Source organism: Micromonospora sp. C31 (assembly GCF_018070575.1).
Lineage (GTDB): Bacteria > Actinomycetota > Actinomycetes > Mycobacteriales > Micromonosporaceae > Micromonospora.
This window is the reverse complement of sequence record NZ_JAGPXN010000008.1, coordinates 76,937-93,439: the sequence shown is the minus strand read 5'-3', so window position 1 is coordinate 93,439 and position 16,503 is coordinate 76,937. Positions and strand designations below refer to the sequence as shown.

At 71.3% G+C, this 16,503-nt stretch carries 12 protein-coding genes; 6 read left to right on the top strand and 6 right to left on the bottom strand.

Going from position 1 to position 16,503, the window contains the following annotated elements; all coding sequences use genetic code 11:
* Window positions 1-23: 23 nt before the first annotated feature.
* Both KBX06_RS13045 and murJ read right to left on the bottom strand, forming a co-directional pair.
* Window positions 24-1,628 (bottom strand): protein kinase family protein, encoded by a 1,605-nt coding sequence (locus tag KBX06_RS13045; protein ID WP_210834771.1) that lies wholly within the window; start codon window positions 1,626-1,628, stop codon window positions 24-26.
* 493 nt (window positions 1,629-2,121) lie between these two features.
* Complete coding sequence (murJ, locus tag KBX06_RS13040; protein ID WP_210834770.1) at window positions 2,122-3,873, bottom strand: murein biosynthesis integral membrane protein MurJ; 1,752 nt, start codon at window positions 3,871-3,873, stop codon at window positions 2,122-2,124.
* 134 nt (window positions 3,874-4,007) lie between these two features.
* Between murJ and KBX06_RS13035 the strand changes: the two genes are divergently transcribed.
* Window positions 4,008-5,468, top strand: coding sequence for a CCA tRNA nucleotidyltransferase (locus KBX06_RS13035; RefSeq protein ID WP_210834769.1), 1,461 nt, complete (start codon window positions 4,008-4,010; stop codon window positions 5,466-5,468).
* 201 nt (window positions 5,469-5,669) lie between these two features.
* Here the strand turns inward: KBX06_RS13035 and KBX06_RS13030 are convergent, their stop codons facing one another.
* Both KBX06_RS13030 and KBX06_RS13025 read right to left on the bottom strand, forming a co-directional pair.
* Complete coding sequence (locus tag KBX06_RS13030; protein ID WP_210834768.1) at window positions 5,670-7,187, bottom strand: flotillin family protein; 1,518 nt, start codon at window positions 7,185-7,187, stop codon at window positions 5,670-5,672.
* 32 nt (window positions 7,188-7,219) lie between these two features.
* Window positions 7,220-7,741: a hypothetical protein gene (locus KBX06_RS13025; protein WP_307854611.1), complete on the bottom strand. Its 522-nt coding sequence runs from the start codon at window positions 7,739-7,741 to the stop codon at window positions 7,220-7,222.
* 334 nt (window positions 7,742-8,075) lie between these two features.
* On the opposite strand from KBX06_RS13025, the gene KBX06_RS13020 reads away from it, so the two are divergent.
* Together KBX06_RS13020 and KBX06_RS13015 are read left to right on the top strand one after the other, a co-directional pair.
* The gene (locus tag KBX06_RS13020) at window positions 8,076-8,480 is read left to right on the top strand and encodes a hypothetical protein (protein WP_210834766.1); all 405 of its coding nucleotides are present in this window, start codon (window positions 8,076-8,078) and stop codon (window positions 8,478-8,480) included.
* Between the two features lie 88 nt (window positions 8,481-8,568).
* Window positions 8,569-9,048, top strand: a complete 480-nt coding sequence (locus KBX06_RS13015; protein WP_210834765.1) for a methylated-DNA--[protein]-cysteine S-methyltransferase — start codon at window positions 8,569-8,571, stop codon at window positions 9,046-9,048.
* Window positions 9,049-9,363: 315 nt separating this feature from the next.
* On the opposite strand, the gene KBX06_RS13010 is transcribed toward KBX06_RS13015, so the two are convergent.
* Window positions 9,364-10,443, bottom strand: coding sequence for an inositol-3-phosphate synthase (locus KBX06_RS13010; protein WP_121397427.1), 1,080 nt, complete (start codon window positions 10,441-10,443; stop codon window positions 9,364-9,366).
* Window positions 10,444-10,466: 23 nt separating this feature from the next.
* Window positions 10,467-11,105 carry a PadR family transcriptional regulator gene (locus tag KBX06_RS13005; RefSeq protein WP_210834764.1) on the bottom strand — a complete coding sequence of 213 codons (639 nt, stop codon included), beginning with the start codon at window positions 11,103-11,105 and terminating at the stop codon, window positions 10,467-10,469.
* Between the two features lie 174 nt (window positions 11,106-11,279).
* Between KBX06_RS13005 and KBX06_RS13000 the strand changes: the two genes are divergently transcribed.
* The 3 genes from KBX06_RS13000 to KBX06_RS12990 all read left to right on the top strand — a co-directional run bounded on the left by KBX06_RS13000 (window position 11,280) and on the right by KBX06_RS12990 (window position 16,502).
* Complete coding sequence (locus KBX06_RS13000) at window positions 11,280-11,747, top strand: DUF5318 domain-containing protein (RefSeq protein ID WP_210834763.1); 468 nt, start codon at window positions 11,280-11,282, stop codon at window positions 11,745-11,747.
* A 197-nt stretch (window positions 11,748-11,944) separates the two neighbouring features.
* Window positions 11,945-14,878: a transglycosylase domain-containing protein gene (locus tag KBX06_RS12995; RefSeq protein ID WP_210834762.1), complete on the top strand. Its 2,934-nt coding sequence runs from the start codon at window positions 11,945-11,947 to the stop codon at window positions 14,876-14,878.
* Window positions 14,879-14,996: 118 nt separating this feature from the next.
* Entirely contained in the window at window positions 14,997-16,502 is a 1,506-nt protein-coding gene (locus tag KBX06_RS12990; RefSeq protein WP_210834761.1) for a glycosyltransferase family 87 protein, read from the top strand.
* Window position 16,503: the final 1 nt, after the last annotated feature.

The following is a 16,503-nucleotide window of genomic DNA, read 5'->3' as shown; positions in this document are numbered from 1 at the left end:
GTGCCCGGAGCGGGGTGGCCAGCTCACGACCCCTGGACCGTGATCTCCTGGACGCCGAGCTTGTAGCCGCCGTCACTCGGCGGCAGCTCGGTGATCCAGAACAACAGGTAGCGGTACTTCTGGTCGGCGTTGAAGCCGTTGAAGGTCATCTTGGTGCCCTCGTGCTCCTCGAACGGCTGGCCGATCGCGGTCTTCTTGTAGTCCGCGAAGAGCTGGGCGTCGCCGGAGGACGACGACGGCCGGTCGGTGGTGCCGGCGTAGAGCTGAGCGGAGGCGCCCCGGGCGGAGAGGAGGACCTGCACGGACCTGACGGTGTGCTCGCCGCCGAGGTCGATCCAGACGCCCATGCCCTTCTTGAGGTTGCCGAAGTTGGCGCGTCCCCGGTAGGTCTGGGTCTCCCAGCCCTCGTCCTCGTTGCCGTCGAAGACCCTGTCGGCGTTCCTGACCTCGGTCCGGTCGCCCTCCGGGTCGATGATCCGGGCGGCGCTGATCTTCAGTGGCCCGGCCGTGACGGCGGCGGGAGTGGTGTCGTCGCCGGGAGCGCTGGACGAGGGCGCGGCGACCGGGTTGGTCTGCGGGCCGTCGTCACCGCCGCCCAGGGTGGTGATTCCGATCAGCAGGCCGACCAGGGCGACCGCCAGCAGGCCGGCGATGCCGATCGCGACCTTGCGTCCGCCGGCGGCGGCCAGCGGCGACGGCTCCTCGCCGGTGTCGGCCGTGAAGCGCAGCGGGCCGCCGTTGTCGAGGAAATGCTCGTCGGCCGGCACGTCCAGCCGGGCCAGCTCGGCCGCGAGCACGTCCGACGAGGGCGGCTCGATCTCGGCGTCGAGCAGGTCCATGGTGAGGTCGTCGAGGTACGCCGGCACGCCCGCCCGGACCTGCCGGGGAGCGGCGATCGCGCCGGCCTCGTCACGGACGGCGTCGGGGATGGCGGCCCGGCCGTGACCGGCCGTGGCGCCCCGCAGTGGGGCCTCGGCGTGCGGCCAGTGCCCGGTCAGGGCGAAGTAGAGGATCCCACCGATCGCGCGGACGTCGCTCTGCTGGCTGTCGGCGCCGTCGGTACGCGCGTCGGCCAGCACCACCCGGCCGTCGTCACTGATCATCACCGTGCCGGGGTGGACGTTGCCGTGCACCATGCCGGTGGCGTGCACCGCGGCGAGGGCACTGGCGACCGCGTTGCCGATGGCGGTGGCGCGGACCGGGTCCATCGGGCCGTCGGCGACCAGTTCGCGCAGCGACTGCCCGTCGACCCACTCCCGCACCACGTACGCCCGCTCGGCCTCGTCGATCGCGTCGTAGACGCCGACCAGGTTGGGGTGGATGACGCGGCTGGCCGCGACGGCGCCCTGGAGCATCTCGGTGGCCGAGTCGCCACCCGGGTAGCGCAGCACGACCGCGACGGGACGGCGCAGGATGACGTCGACCCCGCGCCAGACCAGCCGACCGGCGCTGTCGTTGTTGATGTGCTCGACCAGCTCGTAACGCTCGGCGAGGATCTCACCGGCCGTGGGAGCACCGAAGGTCATGACCTGAGGAGCGCTCTCCTCCGCCTCCTGACCTTCGCCGACCTGGGTCACCCGTCCTCCCTCGGTGATCGTGTCGATCGATGGACCCGCGCTGCTGGGCATGTGGCTTCCCGCTCTGCCTTCGAAGGAACCGGCCGACCGGTGTCGACGCGGAGCGTCGGCGCCTGCCGTACCCGTCGAGAGCGACCTTACCCGGGTTGGCCGTCTCCCCGACATGTCATCTTCGCGCCGCTCCCGGGCAGAGCTGCCGGCAGGCAACCAGCTTGTCCGGTTGCGCCCGTTGTCAGCCACGTTGCTGGCACATGTACTGGCCAATCTAGAGGTCGACCGCAAGCACCCGAAGGGAGGGGCCAGCCGGTACGGCGGATCGCGCCGACGCCGCCGGGTTCCCGCCGACCGGGCCGCCCATGCTCAGCCGTACGGTTGGTTATCCACAGGCCGATCCGGTGGCTGAGCGCTGGATCGCGGAGTTATCCACAGGCGCATCCCCAGGCTGGTGATCCTCGTTCACAGAGAGTGCAGTCCCTCCTGGGCGCTCCGGTCGACCGAAGTGGGGCTGTCCGTCGCCCCGCGCGTGTCGTCCGACGTCCTGCTGTCAGCGGCCCAGCCGACGGCGGACCATGCCCACGACCTCGGTGATCTCGCCGATCCGCAGGAGCATCGCCAGCCCGAGGTACGTTCCGCCGATCACCGCGCCACCGACCACGAGCTGCACGATGGCCTCCAGGAGGGTCGGCGTGTCGTCGCCGGGCAGCAGCTTGACCACGATCAGACCGACCACCGCCGCGCCGATCGCCGCGACCGCGACCCGCCCGCCGGTCCGCATGATCTCGCCGAGGCCGATCCGGCCCACCCGGGGCCGTAGCAACCAGGCGGAGACGATGGCGGCGGCCAGGTAGGAGACGGCGTTGCCGATCATCATGCCGGCGCCGGCGAAACTCGGCGAGAAAGCCACGAAGAGCGCGATCTGTACCCCGATGCGGAGCGCCACCACCGGAATGTTGATCAGCGCCGGGGTGCGGGTGTCCGGCAGCGCGTAGAAGGCGAAGGTGAAGAGCTGGCTGACCGCGAACGGGACCAGGGCGAGCGCGGCGGCGAGCAGCACCACCGAGGTCGCGGTGGCGTTGTCCGCGGTGAAGGCGCCGTGCCGGAATAGGGTGAACGCGATCGGGGTGGCGAGGACGGCATAGCAGACGGCGATCGGCGCGAGCACCGCGGTGACCGTCCGGGCGCCCCGAGACAGGTCGGCCGCCAGATCCGCGTACCGGCCGTCGGCGGCGGCCGCGCTCATCCGGGGCATCAGCGCGGTGATGATCGAGACGGCGATGATGCCGTGCGCCGTCATCAGCAGCAGAAAGACGTTGTTGTAGATCAGTGGGCCGGCGGCGTTCTCCCGGCCGGCCCGGTTCAGCAGGTTGAACAACACGATCAGGCCGATCTGGCTGACCGCGACGTAGCAGATCATCCACATCCCGAGCCGGCCCAGCTCGCGCAGGCCCAACGCACGGAAGTCGAAGCGCAGCTTCCAGCGGAAACCCACCTTGCGTAGCGCCGGCAGCAGCCCGGCCGCCTGGATCGCCACGCCGAGCAGGGTGCCGCCGCCGATCAGCAGGATCCGCCCTGTGGTCATCTCCTCCGGCCGGATGATCTCCGCGCCGAACACGGCGATGTAGAGGCCGGCGGTGCCGATCACCACGAGGTTGTTCAGGATCGGCGCCCACATGGGGGCGGCGAAGTGGCCCCGGGTGTTGAGCACCGCGCTGATCAGCGCGCTGAGGCCGGAGAAGAAGATCATCGGCAGCATCAGGCGAGCCAGCGCCGTGACCAGGTCCGAGTAGCCGCCGGTCGACTCGCCGCTGCCGTACAGCCAGGTCAGCGTCGAGGCGAACGCGACCGCGAGCATGGCCGCCACGCCGAGCGCGAGCACCGCCAGGGTGAGCAGCCGCTGGGCGTACGCCTGGCCGCCGTCCGCGTCCGCCTTGCGCCGGCGCACCAGAACCGGGATCAGCACGCTGGTGAGCACGCCGCCGAGCAGGAACTCGTAGACCATTCCGGGCAGGATCTGCGCGGTGGTGTACGCGTCACCGACCAGTGCGCCGCCGAGCGCCGCCGCGATCACCAGGTTGCGCAGGAAACCCGTACCCCGGCTGACGAGGCTGCCCATCGCCATCACCGCACTGTTGGCCGCGGCGCTGGCCTCGCCCACCTGCTCCTGCGGCGGCGCGACCGACTCGATGGCCGGCTGGTTGAGCGGCTCGGCGGAGATGAACGTGGCGCCGTCCGACGGCCGGCCGGGCGCGGCGCCGCCCTGGGCGGCGTTCGCGCTGCGGTAGAGACCGCCGCTCATCTTGTCGCCTCCAAGGCAGATAGGTACGTCGGAGCCGGGGCACGGCCGGCACGTCACAGACGATAGTCAACGGCCACCCGTCACCCGCGCCCGGCGGACCACATCCCCGCCGGGACCGATAGGCTGGCGCTCCCATGTCCGACGCCTCCGCTCCCCACGCCGCCGACCGCCGCGAACTCACCGCCGCGCAGCGCAACGCCGTCGCCGAACTGCTCCGGGTCTCCCCGGTCGCCGACGAGTTGGGCCGCCGGTTCGCGCGGGCCGGCCACGAACTGCACCTGGTGGGCGGTTCGGTACGCGACGCCCTGCTCGGCCGCCTCGGCGACGACCTCGACTTCTGCACCGACGCGCACCCCGACGAGACCCTGCGCGTCGTACGCGGCTGGGCCGAGTCGATCTGGGAGACCGGCCGGGAGTTCGGCACCATCGGGTGTCAGCGCGACGGCCTGCGGCTGGAGATCACCACCTTCCGCGCCGAGTCGTACGACCAGGTCAGCCGCAACCCGGTCGTCGAGTACGGCACCGACCTCGCCGAGGACCTGAGGCGGCGCGACTTCACCATCAACGCGATGGCGGTCAGCCTGCCCGAGCACCGGTTCACCGACCCGCACGGTGGGCTGGACGACCTGGCCGCCAAGGTGATCCGCACCCCGGGCACCCCGGCGGAGTCGTTCGGCGACGACCCGCTGCGGATGTTGCGCGCGGCCCGGTTCGCCGCCCAGCTGCGCTTCGCCGTGCACCCCGACGCGTACGCGGCGATGAGCCGGATGGCCGCCGACCTGGACCGGATCACGGCCGAGCGGATCCGCGACGAGTTCACCAAGCTGCTCTGCGGCGCGGACCCGATCACCGGGCTGCGGCTGCTGGTCGACACCGGGCTCGCCGAGCGCTTCCTGCCGGAGCTGACCGGGCTGAAGCTGGAGATCGACGAGCACGCCCAGCACAAGGACGTCTACGAGCACACCCTGACGGTGGTGAGCAACGCCGTCTCGTACGAGACCGAGGGGCCGGACTTCGTCCTGCGGATGGCCGCGCTGATGCACGACGTCGGCAAGCCGGCGACGAAGGCGGTGGGCTCGGACGGGCGGGTCAGCTTCCACCACCACGAGGTGGTCGGCGCCCGGCTCACCAAGGCCCGGATGAAGGCGATGCGTTACCCGAAGGAGATCACCTCCAAGGTCACCGCGCTGGTGGCGCTGCACCTGCGCTTCTACGGCTACGGCCGGGGCGAGTGGACCGACTCGGCGGTGCGCCGCTACGTCGCGGACGCCGGCGACCTGCTGTCGCGCCTGCACAAGCTGACCCGGTCGGACTGCACCACCCGCAACCGGCGCAAGGCGGCCCAGCTCGCCGCCGACTACGACGCGCTGGAGGAGCGGATCGCCCGCATCGCCGCCGAGGAGGACCTGGCACGGGTCCGGCCCGACCTGGACGGCAACGCCATCATGGAGCTGCTGGGCGTACCGCCGGGGCCTGTGGTCGGGCAGGCCTGGAAGCACCTCAAGGAGCTGCGCCTGGAGCGCGGCCCGCTGGACCGCGACGAGGCCGAGGCGGAGCTGCTGCGCTGGGCCCGCGACGAGGGCATCGTCGGATAGTCCGGCCGGGTGCCGCCGGGCGCGTCCGACGGACCGTGCCGGAGGACGAGGCATCTGGCCGACCGGGTCGGCCTGGTCGATCCGGCCGACGGACAGGGCGGCCACCGGCACCGAAGCAGCGGCTCCGGCACGGAAAGGGCGCCGTCCCTGCCGGGGCGACGCCCTGTCGCGCTCAGCGGTCCGACCGCTGCGCGGGTGGTGTCAGCGGGTCTCGACGGCGTTGCCGTCGACCGGCGGCTTGCCGTTGCCGGTGGTCGCTGCCGCGGAGCCGAGCTTCGACAGCAGGCCGGCCAGGTCGATGCCGGTCAGGTCACTGCCGAGCTGGAGCCCCTGGGCCACGTTGCCGGCGACCGACTTCGTCAGCGACGAGGCGCCGTCGGTGGAGATGACGGTCATCTTGTCGATCGCGCCGATCGGGGCGCTGGCCGCCTCGACCACCTGCGGCAGCACCTTCACCAGCAGGTCCAGCACCGCTGCCTCGCCGTACGCCGCGAATGCCTCGGCCTTGCGGGCCATCGCGTCGGCCTCGGCCTGACCCCTGGCCAGGATGGCCGCGGCCTCGGCCGCGCCCTCCCGCTCGACCGCCTCGGCGATGGCCGAGCGGCGCCGCTGCTCGGCCTCACCCTCCTTGGCGCCCTCGATCGCGTTGGCCTCGGCCAGCGCGGCCCGGCGGGCCCGCTCGCCCTCACCGGTGAGCCGGGCCTGCTCGGCGGAGGCCTGGGCGGCGGCGATGACGGACTGGCGCTGCGCGTCGGCGTTCAGCACGGCCGCGTTGCGGGCCGCCTCGGCCTCCTGCTCCACCTTGTATCGGGCGGCGTCGGCGGGCTTGCGCACCTCGGTGTCGAGCTGGCGCTGCTTGAGCTCGGCGTTGCGCTCGGCGACCTTCTGCTGCTCGGAGAGGATCGCCTGGTCCCGCTCGGCCTGGGCCAGCGGCCCGGCGGCTGCGGACTTCGCCCTGGCCGCGTCGATCTCCGACTGGATGGCGGCCTGCTTCAGCGACAGGTTCCGGTTGGCCTCGGCGATCGCCTCCTCGGCGAGCAGCCGCTCCTGCTCGGCCTGCTGCCGGGCCCGGGCCTCGGCGATGGCCGCGTCCTTGAGTACCCGGGCGGCCTCCGGCCGGCCCAGGTCCTGGAGGTAGGAGCCCTCGGCCAGGATGTCCTGGAGCTGGAAGGTGTCCAGCACCAGGCCCTGGTTGGTCATCGAGTGCTCGGCCTCCTCGGCGACCGCGCTGGCGAACGCCGCCCGGTCCCGGATCACCTCCTCGACGGTGAGCCGGCCGACGATCGAGCGCAGCGCGCCGGCCAGCACCTCCCGGGTGAAGTCCTCGATCTCGTCCTGCTGGTGCAGGAAGCGCTGAGCGGCGGCGCGGATGGCGTCCTCGGTGCCGCCGACCTTGACGATCGCGACGCCGTGCAGGTCGGCGCGGATGCCCTGCTTGCTGACGGCGCCCTTGATGCCGACGTCGATCCGCCGGCTGGACAGGTCGAGTGACTGGAGCTTCTGCACCACGGGCAGGACGAAGACGGACGCCCCCAGCACGACCTTCTGCCCGGAGTTGTCGGTCGACCGGCCGCCGTCGGCGGTCTGGGTGGTGCGGCCCTTGCGGCCGGTGACGATGAACGCCTCGTTCGGCCCGGCCACCTTGATCCTGGAGAGCACGAAGAGCACGAGCACGAGGACGAGGAGGACCGCGCCGCCGATGGCGATGAGAAGGGGCATGTGACCGTCCTGTTTCTTTGTCTGAGGGGGGGTCAGTAGGTCTCGACGTGCACGCTGGTTTCGCTGAGCGCCTCGACCACGAAGATCTGCGCGCCGACCGGGATCGGGCGGTCGGCGCGGGCGTTGAGCTTGACCGGCTGGCCGGCCACCCGGACCCGGACCTCGCCGTAGCCGTCGGCGGGCACCGGGGTGACCACCAGGCCGAGCGCGCCGACCAGGTGGTGGCGGGTGGGCGTGGGATCGGTGCGCATGTCGCGGGCGGCCCGGCTCAGCCGGGCCGCGGCCCACGCGGTGGGCACGGCCGCGACGACGCCGCCGGCCAGGGCCAACGCGATCATGCCGGGGGTACGCCCACCGATCAGCTCGTTGACGATCGCGGCGCCGAAGCCGAGCGCTCCGGTGAAGCCGGCGACCGCCTCCACCGACACCGGACCGTCGAAATCCGGATTGCCGAAGTGCAGCAGCTCGCCGCCGAGCAGGGCGAGCGCCAGAACCGCGACGCCCACGCCGCCGATGATGAGGAAGATCAGCGTCCCCGTGGCCACGGCCTGCACGGTATAAGTGCCCCGCAACGTCGGTCGGGCGTCGCTGGTCCAGCGGGGCGCGACGTGGCTGCTCGGCGGAACGCGACGTGGGGCCGCCCAGCGGGACCGCGACGCGGGCCGCCCTGACGTGGGCCGCCCTGACGTGGGCCGCTCAGCGGAGCGCGACCGCCAGGGTCAGGTTGACGTCCAACGACGCGGGGAGGGCCTGCCGCGCCAGTTCCCGTCCGTCGAGGTCGACCAGCGCCAGCTCTGCCGCCCGGCCGACGCGGTGCAGCAGCCAATCTAGCTGTTGACAAGATTCCGGCGGATCGTCAATCTTGACATCGACAAGAAGGAGGCGCCCGTGTCCTCGGCAACCCTGACCACCGCCGGCATCCTGCTGATCACCGTCGTCACGATCGCGTACGGCGGGCTGACCCTGCTCATGCACCTCACCCGGCGCAAGGCCGGCTACCTGGACAACCCGGTGCGCCGGGGACTCTGGACGGCCGGGCACGCGCACGCCGGGGTGCTCGTCCTCTTCGCGCTGGCCGTGCTGCCCTACGTCGACCAGGCCGACGCGTCCGACGGCACCCGTACGCTCATCCGCGCCCTGCTCGTGGCCGCGCCCATCCTGATGCCGCTCGGCTTCTTCCTCTCCGTGGCCCGTCCCCGGGACACGAAGCCGAACAAGCTGATCTGGCTGACCGTGGCGGGCGGTGCCAGCCTGAGCGCCGGTGCCCTGCTGCTCGGCTTCACCCTGCTCTGACAGGTTCCTCGTGAGGGCCCGGGCGCTCCGTGGCCCGCCCGGCGCCTCGGCCGGGAGACCCTGTCGGGGCGCCGGGGACAATGGCGGGATGCGCTGGACCGTGCTCGACTCCCCGATCGGCGAGTTCTCCGTCGCCACCGACGGCGCCCACGTGTGCCGGGCCCACTTCGGCCGGGTCGACGGCGCCGCCGAGGAGCCGGGCGACGAGGCGGCCCGACAGGCGCTGGCGGAGCTGCGGGCGTACTTCGCGGGCGGGCTGACCGGCTTCGCGGTGCCGCTGGCGGCACCGGGCGGGTCCGACTTCGAACGGGGCGTCTGGCGGGAGATGACCCGCATCCCGTACGGGGAGACGCTCACCTACGGCGAGGTGGCCCGCCGGCTCGGCGACCCGGGCGCCGCCCGCGCGGTCGGGGTGGCCTGCAACCGCAATCCGATCCCGGTGCTCGTGCCGTGTCACCGGATCGTCGGCGCCGGCGGCAAGCTGGTCGGTTTCGGCGGCGGCCTGGACCGGAAGGTGAAGCTGCTGGAGTTGGAGGCCGGGGTCGCCCTGCGCCGCGCCTGGTCCTGACGCGGCGGCACCCCTCCGCCCCCGCCCGGTCGGCCCGGGCCCCCTCCGCCCCCGCCCGTCGGGCCGGGGACGGATTCCTGCGCGAGCAGGACGGGTCAGTCCGCGGCGGGCAGGCAGCCGCCGTCGGCGATCCGCGCGCCGATTCCCACCGTGACGTCGCCGCCCGGACGCTGCCGAAGACGCATGCCTGGCCGGTCCTACCCGCGAGGAGCAGCCCGTGCGGTGGCCCGTTGCGCGTACGGCTGCGGGAGGGCCGGACACGGCGAGGGCCGGGTCCCTGCGGACCCGGCCCTCGGCGGTGCTGGTGTCGGCGCGTCAGCGCTCGACGTCGCCGGCGATGAACGCCTCGACGGCGGCGTGCGCGTCGTGGTCGGCGTACTGCACCGGCGGGGACTTCATGAAGTACGACGAGGCCGACAGGATCGGGCCGCCGATCTTGCGGTCCAGCGCGATCTTCGCGGCGCGGACGGCGTCGATGATGACACCGGCCGAGTTCGGCGAGTCCCACACCTCGAGCTTGAGCTCCGCGTTGAGCGGGGTGTCGCCGAAGGAACGACCCTCCAGGCGGATGTACGCCCACTTGCGGTCGTCCAGCCACGGCACGTGGTCCGACGGGCCGATGTGCACGTCGCTCTTGCTCATCTCGTGCGGGATCTGCGAGGTGACCGACTGGGTCTTCGAGATCTTCTTCGAGACCAGGCGGTTGCGCTCCAGCATGTTCATGAAGTCCATGTTGCCGCCGAAGTTGAGCTGGTACGTGCGCAGCAGCTCGACGCCCCGGTCCTCGAACAGCTTCGCCAGCGCGCGGTGCACGATGGTGGCGCCGACCTGGCTCTTGATGTCGTCACCGACGATCGGCAGGCCCGCGTCCTCGAACTTCTTCGCCCACTCCGGGTCGGAGGCGATGAAGACCGGCAGCGCGTTGACGAAGGCGCAGCCGGCGTCGATCGCGGCCTGGGCGTAGAACTTGTCGGCCTGCTCGGAGCCGACCGGCAGGTACGAGACCACGACGTCGACCTGCGCGTCGCGCAGCGCCTGGGCGACGTCGACCGGCTTGGCGTCGGACTCCTCGACGATCTCGCGGTAGTACTGGCCCAGGCCGTCGAAGGTCGGACCGCGCTGCACGGTGACGCCGGTGGGCGGCACGTCGCAGAGCTTGATGGTGTTGTTCTCGCTGGCGACGATCGCCTCGGCGAGGTCCATGCCCACCTTCTTGGCGTCCACGTCGAACGCCGCGACGAACTGCACGTCCGAGACGTGGTAGTCGCCGAAGGTGACGTGCATGAGACCCGGGACGCGGTCGTTCGGGTCGGCGTTCCGGTAGTACTCCACGCCCTGTACGAGGGACGAGGCGCAGTTACCCACACCGACGATGGCGACGCGGACGGAGCCCATAGCGTCTGCCTCCTTCTTCTTCATCACGGCCGCTCTTTCCTGGACTCTCCAGGCGGAGGCGGGCTGTTGTCTTCTCGTCGGCCGCCGGCCGTCCCGGTTGTCGGGACCGCCGGGGCACGGCCGGAGCGCTCGTTGGCGATGAGCTCCTCCAGCCAGCGGACCTCGCGCTCACAGGCGTCCAGGCCGTGGCGCTGCAGTTCCAGCGTGTAGGCGTCGAGGCGTTCGGCCGCCCGGCCGAGCACGTCGCGAAGCCCTTCGCGGCGTTCCTCGATCTTCCGCCGGCGACCCTCCAGAATGCGGAGTCGGGTCGCCTGGTCGGTCCGGGCGAAGAACGCGAAGTGCACGCCGAATCCCGTGTCGTCGTACGTCTCCGGCCCGGTTTGTGCGATCAACTGGGCGAAGCGTTCCTTGCCCTCCGCGGTGATCTCGTAGACCACCCGACCTCGCCGGCTGGTCAACGCGGGAACTTCCTCGGCGGTGGCGGGTGGGTCGGCGGCCTCGGTGATCCACCCTGCCGCCTGCAACCGGCGCAAAGTCGGGTAGAGCGAGCCGTAGCTGATCGCCGCCCTGATCGCACCGAGCTTGGCGGTCAGCTCCTTGCGCAGTTCGTAGCCGTGCATCGGAGACTCCTGCAGGAGGCCGAGGATGGCGAGCTCGAGCACGGGCCATCCTCTCTGTACCCTCTACGCGGAGCGGTAACCGCCGCGATGTATCGGACCGATACATCGCACGCTAGCGGATCACCGTGATCAGGGCAAATCCCCACTCCGAGGTTCCCCGGTCACGCATAGTCACCGTGGTCGCCCAGCCCGACGAGACCGCGTACCCTTCTCCGCATGCGTACGCAGCGCCAGGTGGTCGACTACTCGCTTCGGAAGCGAGCGGTGCTGCGTGAACTCCTCGCGGGCCGGGTCGGCACGTACGACGTCTGCGACGCCTCGCCCTACCTGAAGAACGCCGCCCGCTTCCACGGCGAGCCGACCGACGAGCGGTGTCCGATCTGCCGGAGCGAGAACCTGACCCACGTCCACTACATTTACGGCGACGAACTCAGGCAGTCCGCCGGCCAGGCCCGGACACTGGCCGAGTTGCCGGTGCTGGCGATGACGGTGCGTGAGTTCCAGGTCTTCGTGGTGGAGGTGTGTCTCGGCTGTGACTGGAACCATCTCGTCGAGCAGTACCTGCTCGGCCGGGACGGGCTGACCGGGAGCCCGGAGGGCGGGCCGGACCAGGACGCGGTGGGCGGCACGGCCGCCTCGGGCAACGGTGCGGGCAGTCGACGGAGGCGAGAGGCGCAACGGTGATCTTCGCTCGATCGGCCGACCCTGGCCAGGGTACGCACGCCCGGGGAGACCGACGGATCGTTGGTCTGATTGGCCCGATTGATTTGCAAGTGGCACCGGTCGACCGGCACGCTCGTGCCGCCCTCGACGGGTGTCCCATCTCACGGCAAACCGGTGGCGGCGCAGCCGCGTCCCACCGCGACGGCAGGGTGTGAGGAATGAACTCGTACGGCGATCCCAGTTCCCCGCGCGGGCGGGCCCAGATTCCGGGCCAGCACGGCGACCCCGGCGGTGACGCCCGCGGGGGCGGCTGGTCGGCTGCACAGGAGGGTACGGCACCCGCGGGCCGCGCCTCGGTGACGCCCCGGGCCGCCGGTACCGGGCGGGCCTCGGTCGGCGGCTCGGCGGCCGTGCCGCCGCGTCCCGGCTCCGGTTCGGCGTCGGCGGCCGTGCCGCCGCGCCACGGCTCGGCTGCCGGTTCGGCCTCGGTGGGCTCGGCTTCGGTTGGCTCCGCCTCCGTGGGCCGGGCGGGACCGGGCCGGGCCTCCGTGCCGGTGCCGCCGGTGCCCGGTGCGGGCCGGGCGCCCGGCGCTGGTCGCGCGTCGGTGCCGGTCTCCCCGGCGGCCGGCGGGTCGGCCGGACGCGCCTCGGTGGGTTCAGCCGCCGTGGGCGCCGCCCCGGCCGGGCGGGCCAGCGTCGGACCGGCGGCCGTCGGCGGCGTCAGCGGCCGGGCCACGGCGCGGGCGAGCGTCTCGCCGGTCTCGGGCGGACCGGGCGGGCCCGGCGGGCCGACCGGCCCCGGCCGACGCGCGCGCGGCGCGGGCGACCCGGCCGGCGCGGCGCGGGCGAAGAAGCGCAAGCGGATGAACCTGTTGATCGCCAGCTTCGCGGTCTTCATCATGCTCGCCGGCCTCGGCGTCGTCGGCTTCACCTACTACTCGACCAACGTCGTGCTTCCCGAGGACACCACGCCGCCGCAGGCGACCACTCTCTACGCGTTCGACAACAAGACGATCATCGCGAAGGTCGGCACGCAGAACCGGACCCTGGTCACCATCGACCAGATTCCGACGCACGTGCAGGACGCGGTCGCGGCCGCCGAGGACCGCAACTTCTACGAGCACTCGGGTGTGGACTACAAGGGCATCGTCCGGGCCGCGTGGAACAACGTCTCCGGTGGCAGCAAGCAGGGCGCGTCGACGATCACTCAGCAGTACGCCCGCAACGCGTTCGACAACCTGAAGGACGACACCTACGCCCGGAAGGTCAAGGAGGCGATCCTCGCCTCCAAGCTGAACGACGAGTACACCAAGCCGCAGATCATGCAGCACTACCTGAACATCATCTACTTCGGGCGGGGTGCGCACGGCATCGAGGCGGCGGCGCAGACGTACTTCGGTAAACCGGCGAACAAGCTGAGCGTGGCCGAGGGCGCGGTCCTCGCCGCGCTGATCAAGCAGCCGGAGGCCAACGCGGGCCACAAGGGCTACGACCCGGCGGTCAACCCCGCCGACGCCAAGTCCCGCTGGGAGTACGTCATCAGCGGCATGGTCGCTGAGGGCTGGCTGAACGCCCCCGGCAAGCAGCAGGCTCCCACCGTGGCCGAGTACCCGACCAAGACGCTGAAGAAGCCGAGCCAGGCCGGCGCCGGCATCGACTACGGCGTGAACACCCCGTACGGCAACGTGATCAACTACGTCAAGCAGGAGATGCGGGACCAGGGTCTCTGCGTCGACGACGAGTCGAAGGTCACCGATCAGAAGAAGCTCTGCTCGCAGGCCCTGATGTCCGGCGGCTATCGAATCCGTACGACGATCGACACGGAGATCCAGGCGGCGGCGGTCGAGACGGCCCAGCGCAAGACCAAGGGCTCGAAACTGAACGGCCAGCCAAAGAACCTCATGGCGGCGGTAGTGGCGATCCACCCGGACAACGGCCGGGTGCTCGCCTACTACGGCGGCGACAACGGCACGGGAACCGACTACGCCGGCAAGAACACCGACGCCTCCGGCAACGTCTCGGGAGGCCACTCGCCGGGCTCCAGCTTCAAGATCTACACGCTGGCGGCGGCGCTCAAGGAGGGCAAGGCCCTTGAGTCGCGCTGGAAGGGTAAGGCGTTCACTCCGAAGGGCACCAAGTTCAAGGTCAGCAATGCCGGCGTTGACAACCCGGAGTGCGGCGACTCCTGCACGCTCAAGGTCTCCACGCTCAAGTCGCTCAACGTGCCCTTCTACCACGTGACCCAGGAGATCGGGCCGGACAAGGTCATCAAGATGGCTGCCGACGCCGGCGTCACCACCATGTGGCGAACGGACACCAATCCGGCGAAGGCCTACGACCTGACCAAGGAAGACCCGAAGGACATCGCCCCCGACCCGTTCTTCCACGTGGTGGGCTACGGCCAGTATCCGGTAACCGTCCTGGACCACGCCAACGGCGTCGCCACCTTCGCCAATGAGGGCGTCTACAACAAGGCCCACTTCCTCTACTCGGTGGAAGCACGGGACGAGATCACCGGAAAGTGGAAGAAGGTCGGCAGCGAGAAGCTCAACCCGAAGCAGCGTGTCGACAAAGATGTCGTCGCCGACGTGACGTCGGTGCTCGAGCAGTATCCAGCGCAGGTCAATCACCGGTTGGAGGACAGCCGAAAGGCGGCCTCCAAGACCGGCACCTGGGAACAGAAGCCGGACAGTCCGGAAAACGGCGACGCCTGGATGATCGGCTACACCCCGCAGATCGCCACCGCCGTCTGGGTCGGTAACTTGCAGAATCGACTGCCGCTCAAGCTCAAGGACGGCCGCCGCGTCAGCGGTGCCAACCTTCCGGGTGACATCTGGGAACAGTTCATGGAAAAGGCGCACAAGACCGGGGAATTCTATCGGGACAAGAAGGACTTCCCGCCTGCGGCCAACGTCGGCGACCCCAAGAGCGGCAACGGCGAGGAGCCGCCGCCCCCGCCGCCCCCCTCGGGCCAGCCGCCCTGCGATCCCCTCGGCCTGTTCTGCCCGCCGGGCGGCAACAACCCGGGTGGCCCCACCAACCCTGGTGGCCCCCCGGGTGGCCCCACCAACCCGACCGACCCGCGCCCCGGCCGGGACGGCGGCGGCGGTGGGCTGCTACCGAGCCTGACACCCAGACCGGACAACGACTGATCGACGAACGCCGACGGCGGCCGGAGCACCTGCTCTGGCCGCCGTCGGCGTTTTGCGTACCGACGTGTCGTGAGCGGGAGGGGACGCGGAGCCCCGATGTACGGCAGGATGCACCTTCATGAGCACGCAGTCGACGCGAGGCATCGACGACGCCGGTGCCCCTGACCATCCGTCCCGCTCCGACGGCTTCGTCCGGGGCGTCTCCGGCGCGATCGGCGGCCCACTGGGCGACCACGCCGTCGCGCTGGACCGGCCCGTCGGGCGGGAGAACAGGTTCTGGACGGCGACCCGCATCGTCCTGGCCCTGGTCTGCCTGACCCTGGCGTTGCACTGGGTGCAGAAGTCGCCCTGCCAGGACGGCGCCTGGCAGAACAACGTGCAGTACACCCGGTTCTGCTACACCGACGTGCTGGCGCTCTACTACGCCGAGCGGCTCAACGAGGGCGCTGTCCCCTACCAGGACCACCCCGTGGAGTATCCGGTGCTCACCGGGTACTTCATGGGTGCCCTCGGCCTGCCCGTGCACGCCCTCGGCGAGAACGACCCGGGGCTCAACCAGGCCATGTGGTTCTACAACCTGAACGCGCTGGTGCTCGGCGCGCTGGCCGTCGCCACGGTGGCGGTGCTCCTCGCCCTGCGCCGCCGCCGACCATGGGACGCCGCGCTCTTCGCGCTCGCCCCCGCGCTGATGCTCACCGCCACCGTCAACTGGGACCTGCTCGCCATCGGCCTGGCCGCGTTCGGTCTCTTCGCCTGGGCCCGCAGCCGACCCCTGGCGGCCGGCGTCCTGCTCGGACTCGCCGGGGCGGCCAAGATGTGGCCGCTGTTCATCCTCGGCCCGATCCTGGTGCTGGCGCTGCGCGCCGGACGGCTCCGGGCCGCCCTCACCGCCTTCGGCGCCGCCCTGGTCTCCCTGGTGCTGGTGAACCTTCCGGTCGCCATTCCCTACCGGGAGAACTGGGACCGCTTCTTCGAGCTGAACTCGACCCGGCCCATCGACTGGGGCACCCTCTGGTACATCGGCCGCTACCTGGACGGCAAGGTCGGCAGCAGCAACCCCGCCGATCTCGGGCCCTTCGAGTGGCTGAACCTCAACATCCCCACGCTGAACACCCTGTCGTACGCCCTCTTCGGGCTGGCCTGCCTCGGGGTGGCCGCGCTGGGGCTGCTGGCCCCACGCCGGCCCCGGCTCGCCCAGCTCGCGTTCCTGGTGGTCGCCGCGTTCCTGATCTTCAGCAAGGTGTGGTCGCAGCAGTTCGTGCTCTGGCTGCTGCCGCTGGTGGTGCTCGCCCGCCCGAAGTGGGGCGCCTTCCTGGCCTGGCAGGTGGCCGAGGTCTGCTACTTCGTGGCCTTCTACGGCGAACTGCTCGGTACGGCGACGAGCAAGCCGGTCTTCCCGGAGGGCGTCTTCGTGCTGGCGTCGACCCTGCGGCTGGCCACCGTGGTCGTGCTCTGCGTGCTGGTCGTCCGGGAGATCCTGAACCCCGGGTCGGACGCGGTCCGCAAGACCTATCCGGACGATCCGGACGGTGGCCTGCTCGACGGCGCCCCGGACGCGCCCTGGCTCGACCGCTGGAGACGCCGTCGGGTGGCACCCGCCGAGCCGACGCCCGCCGCCGTCTGAC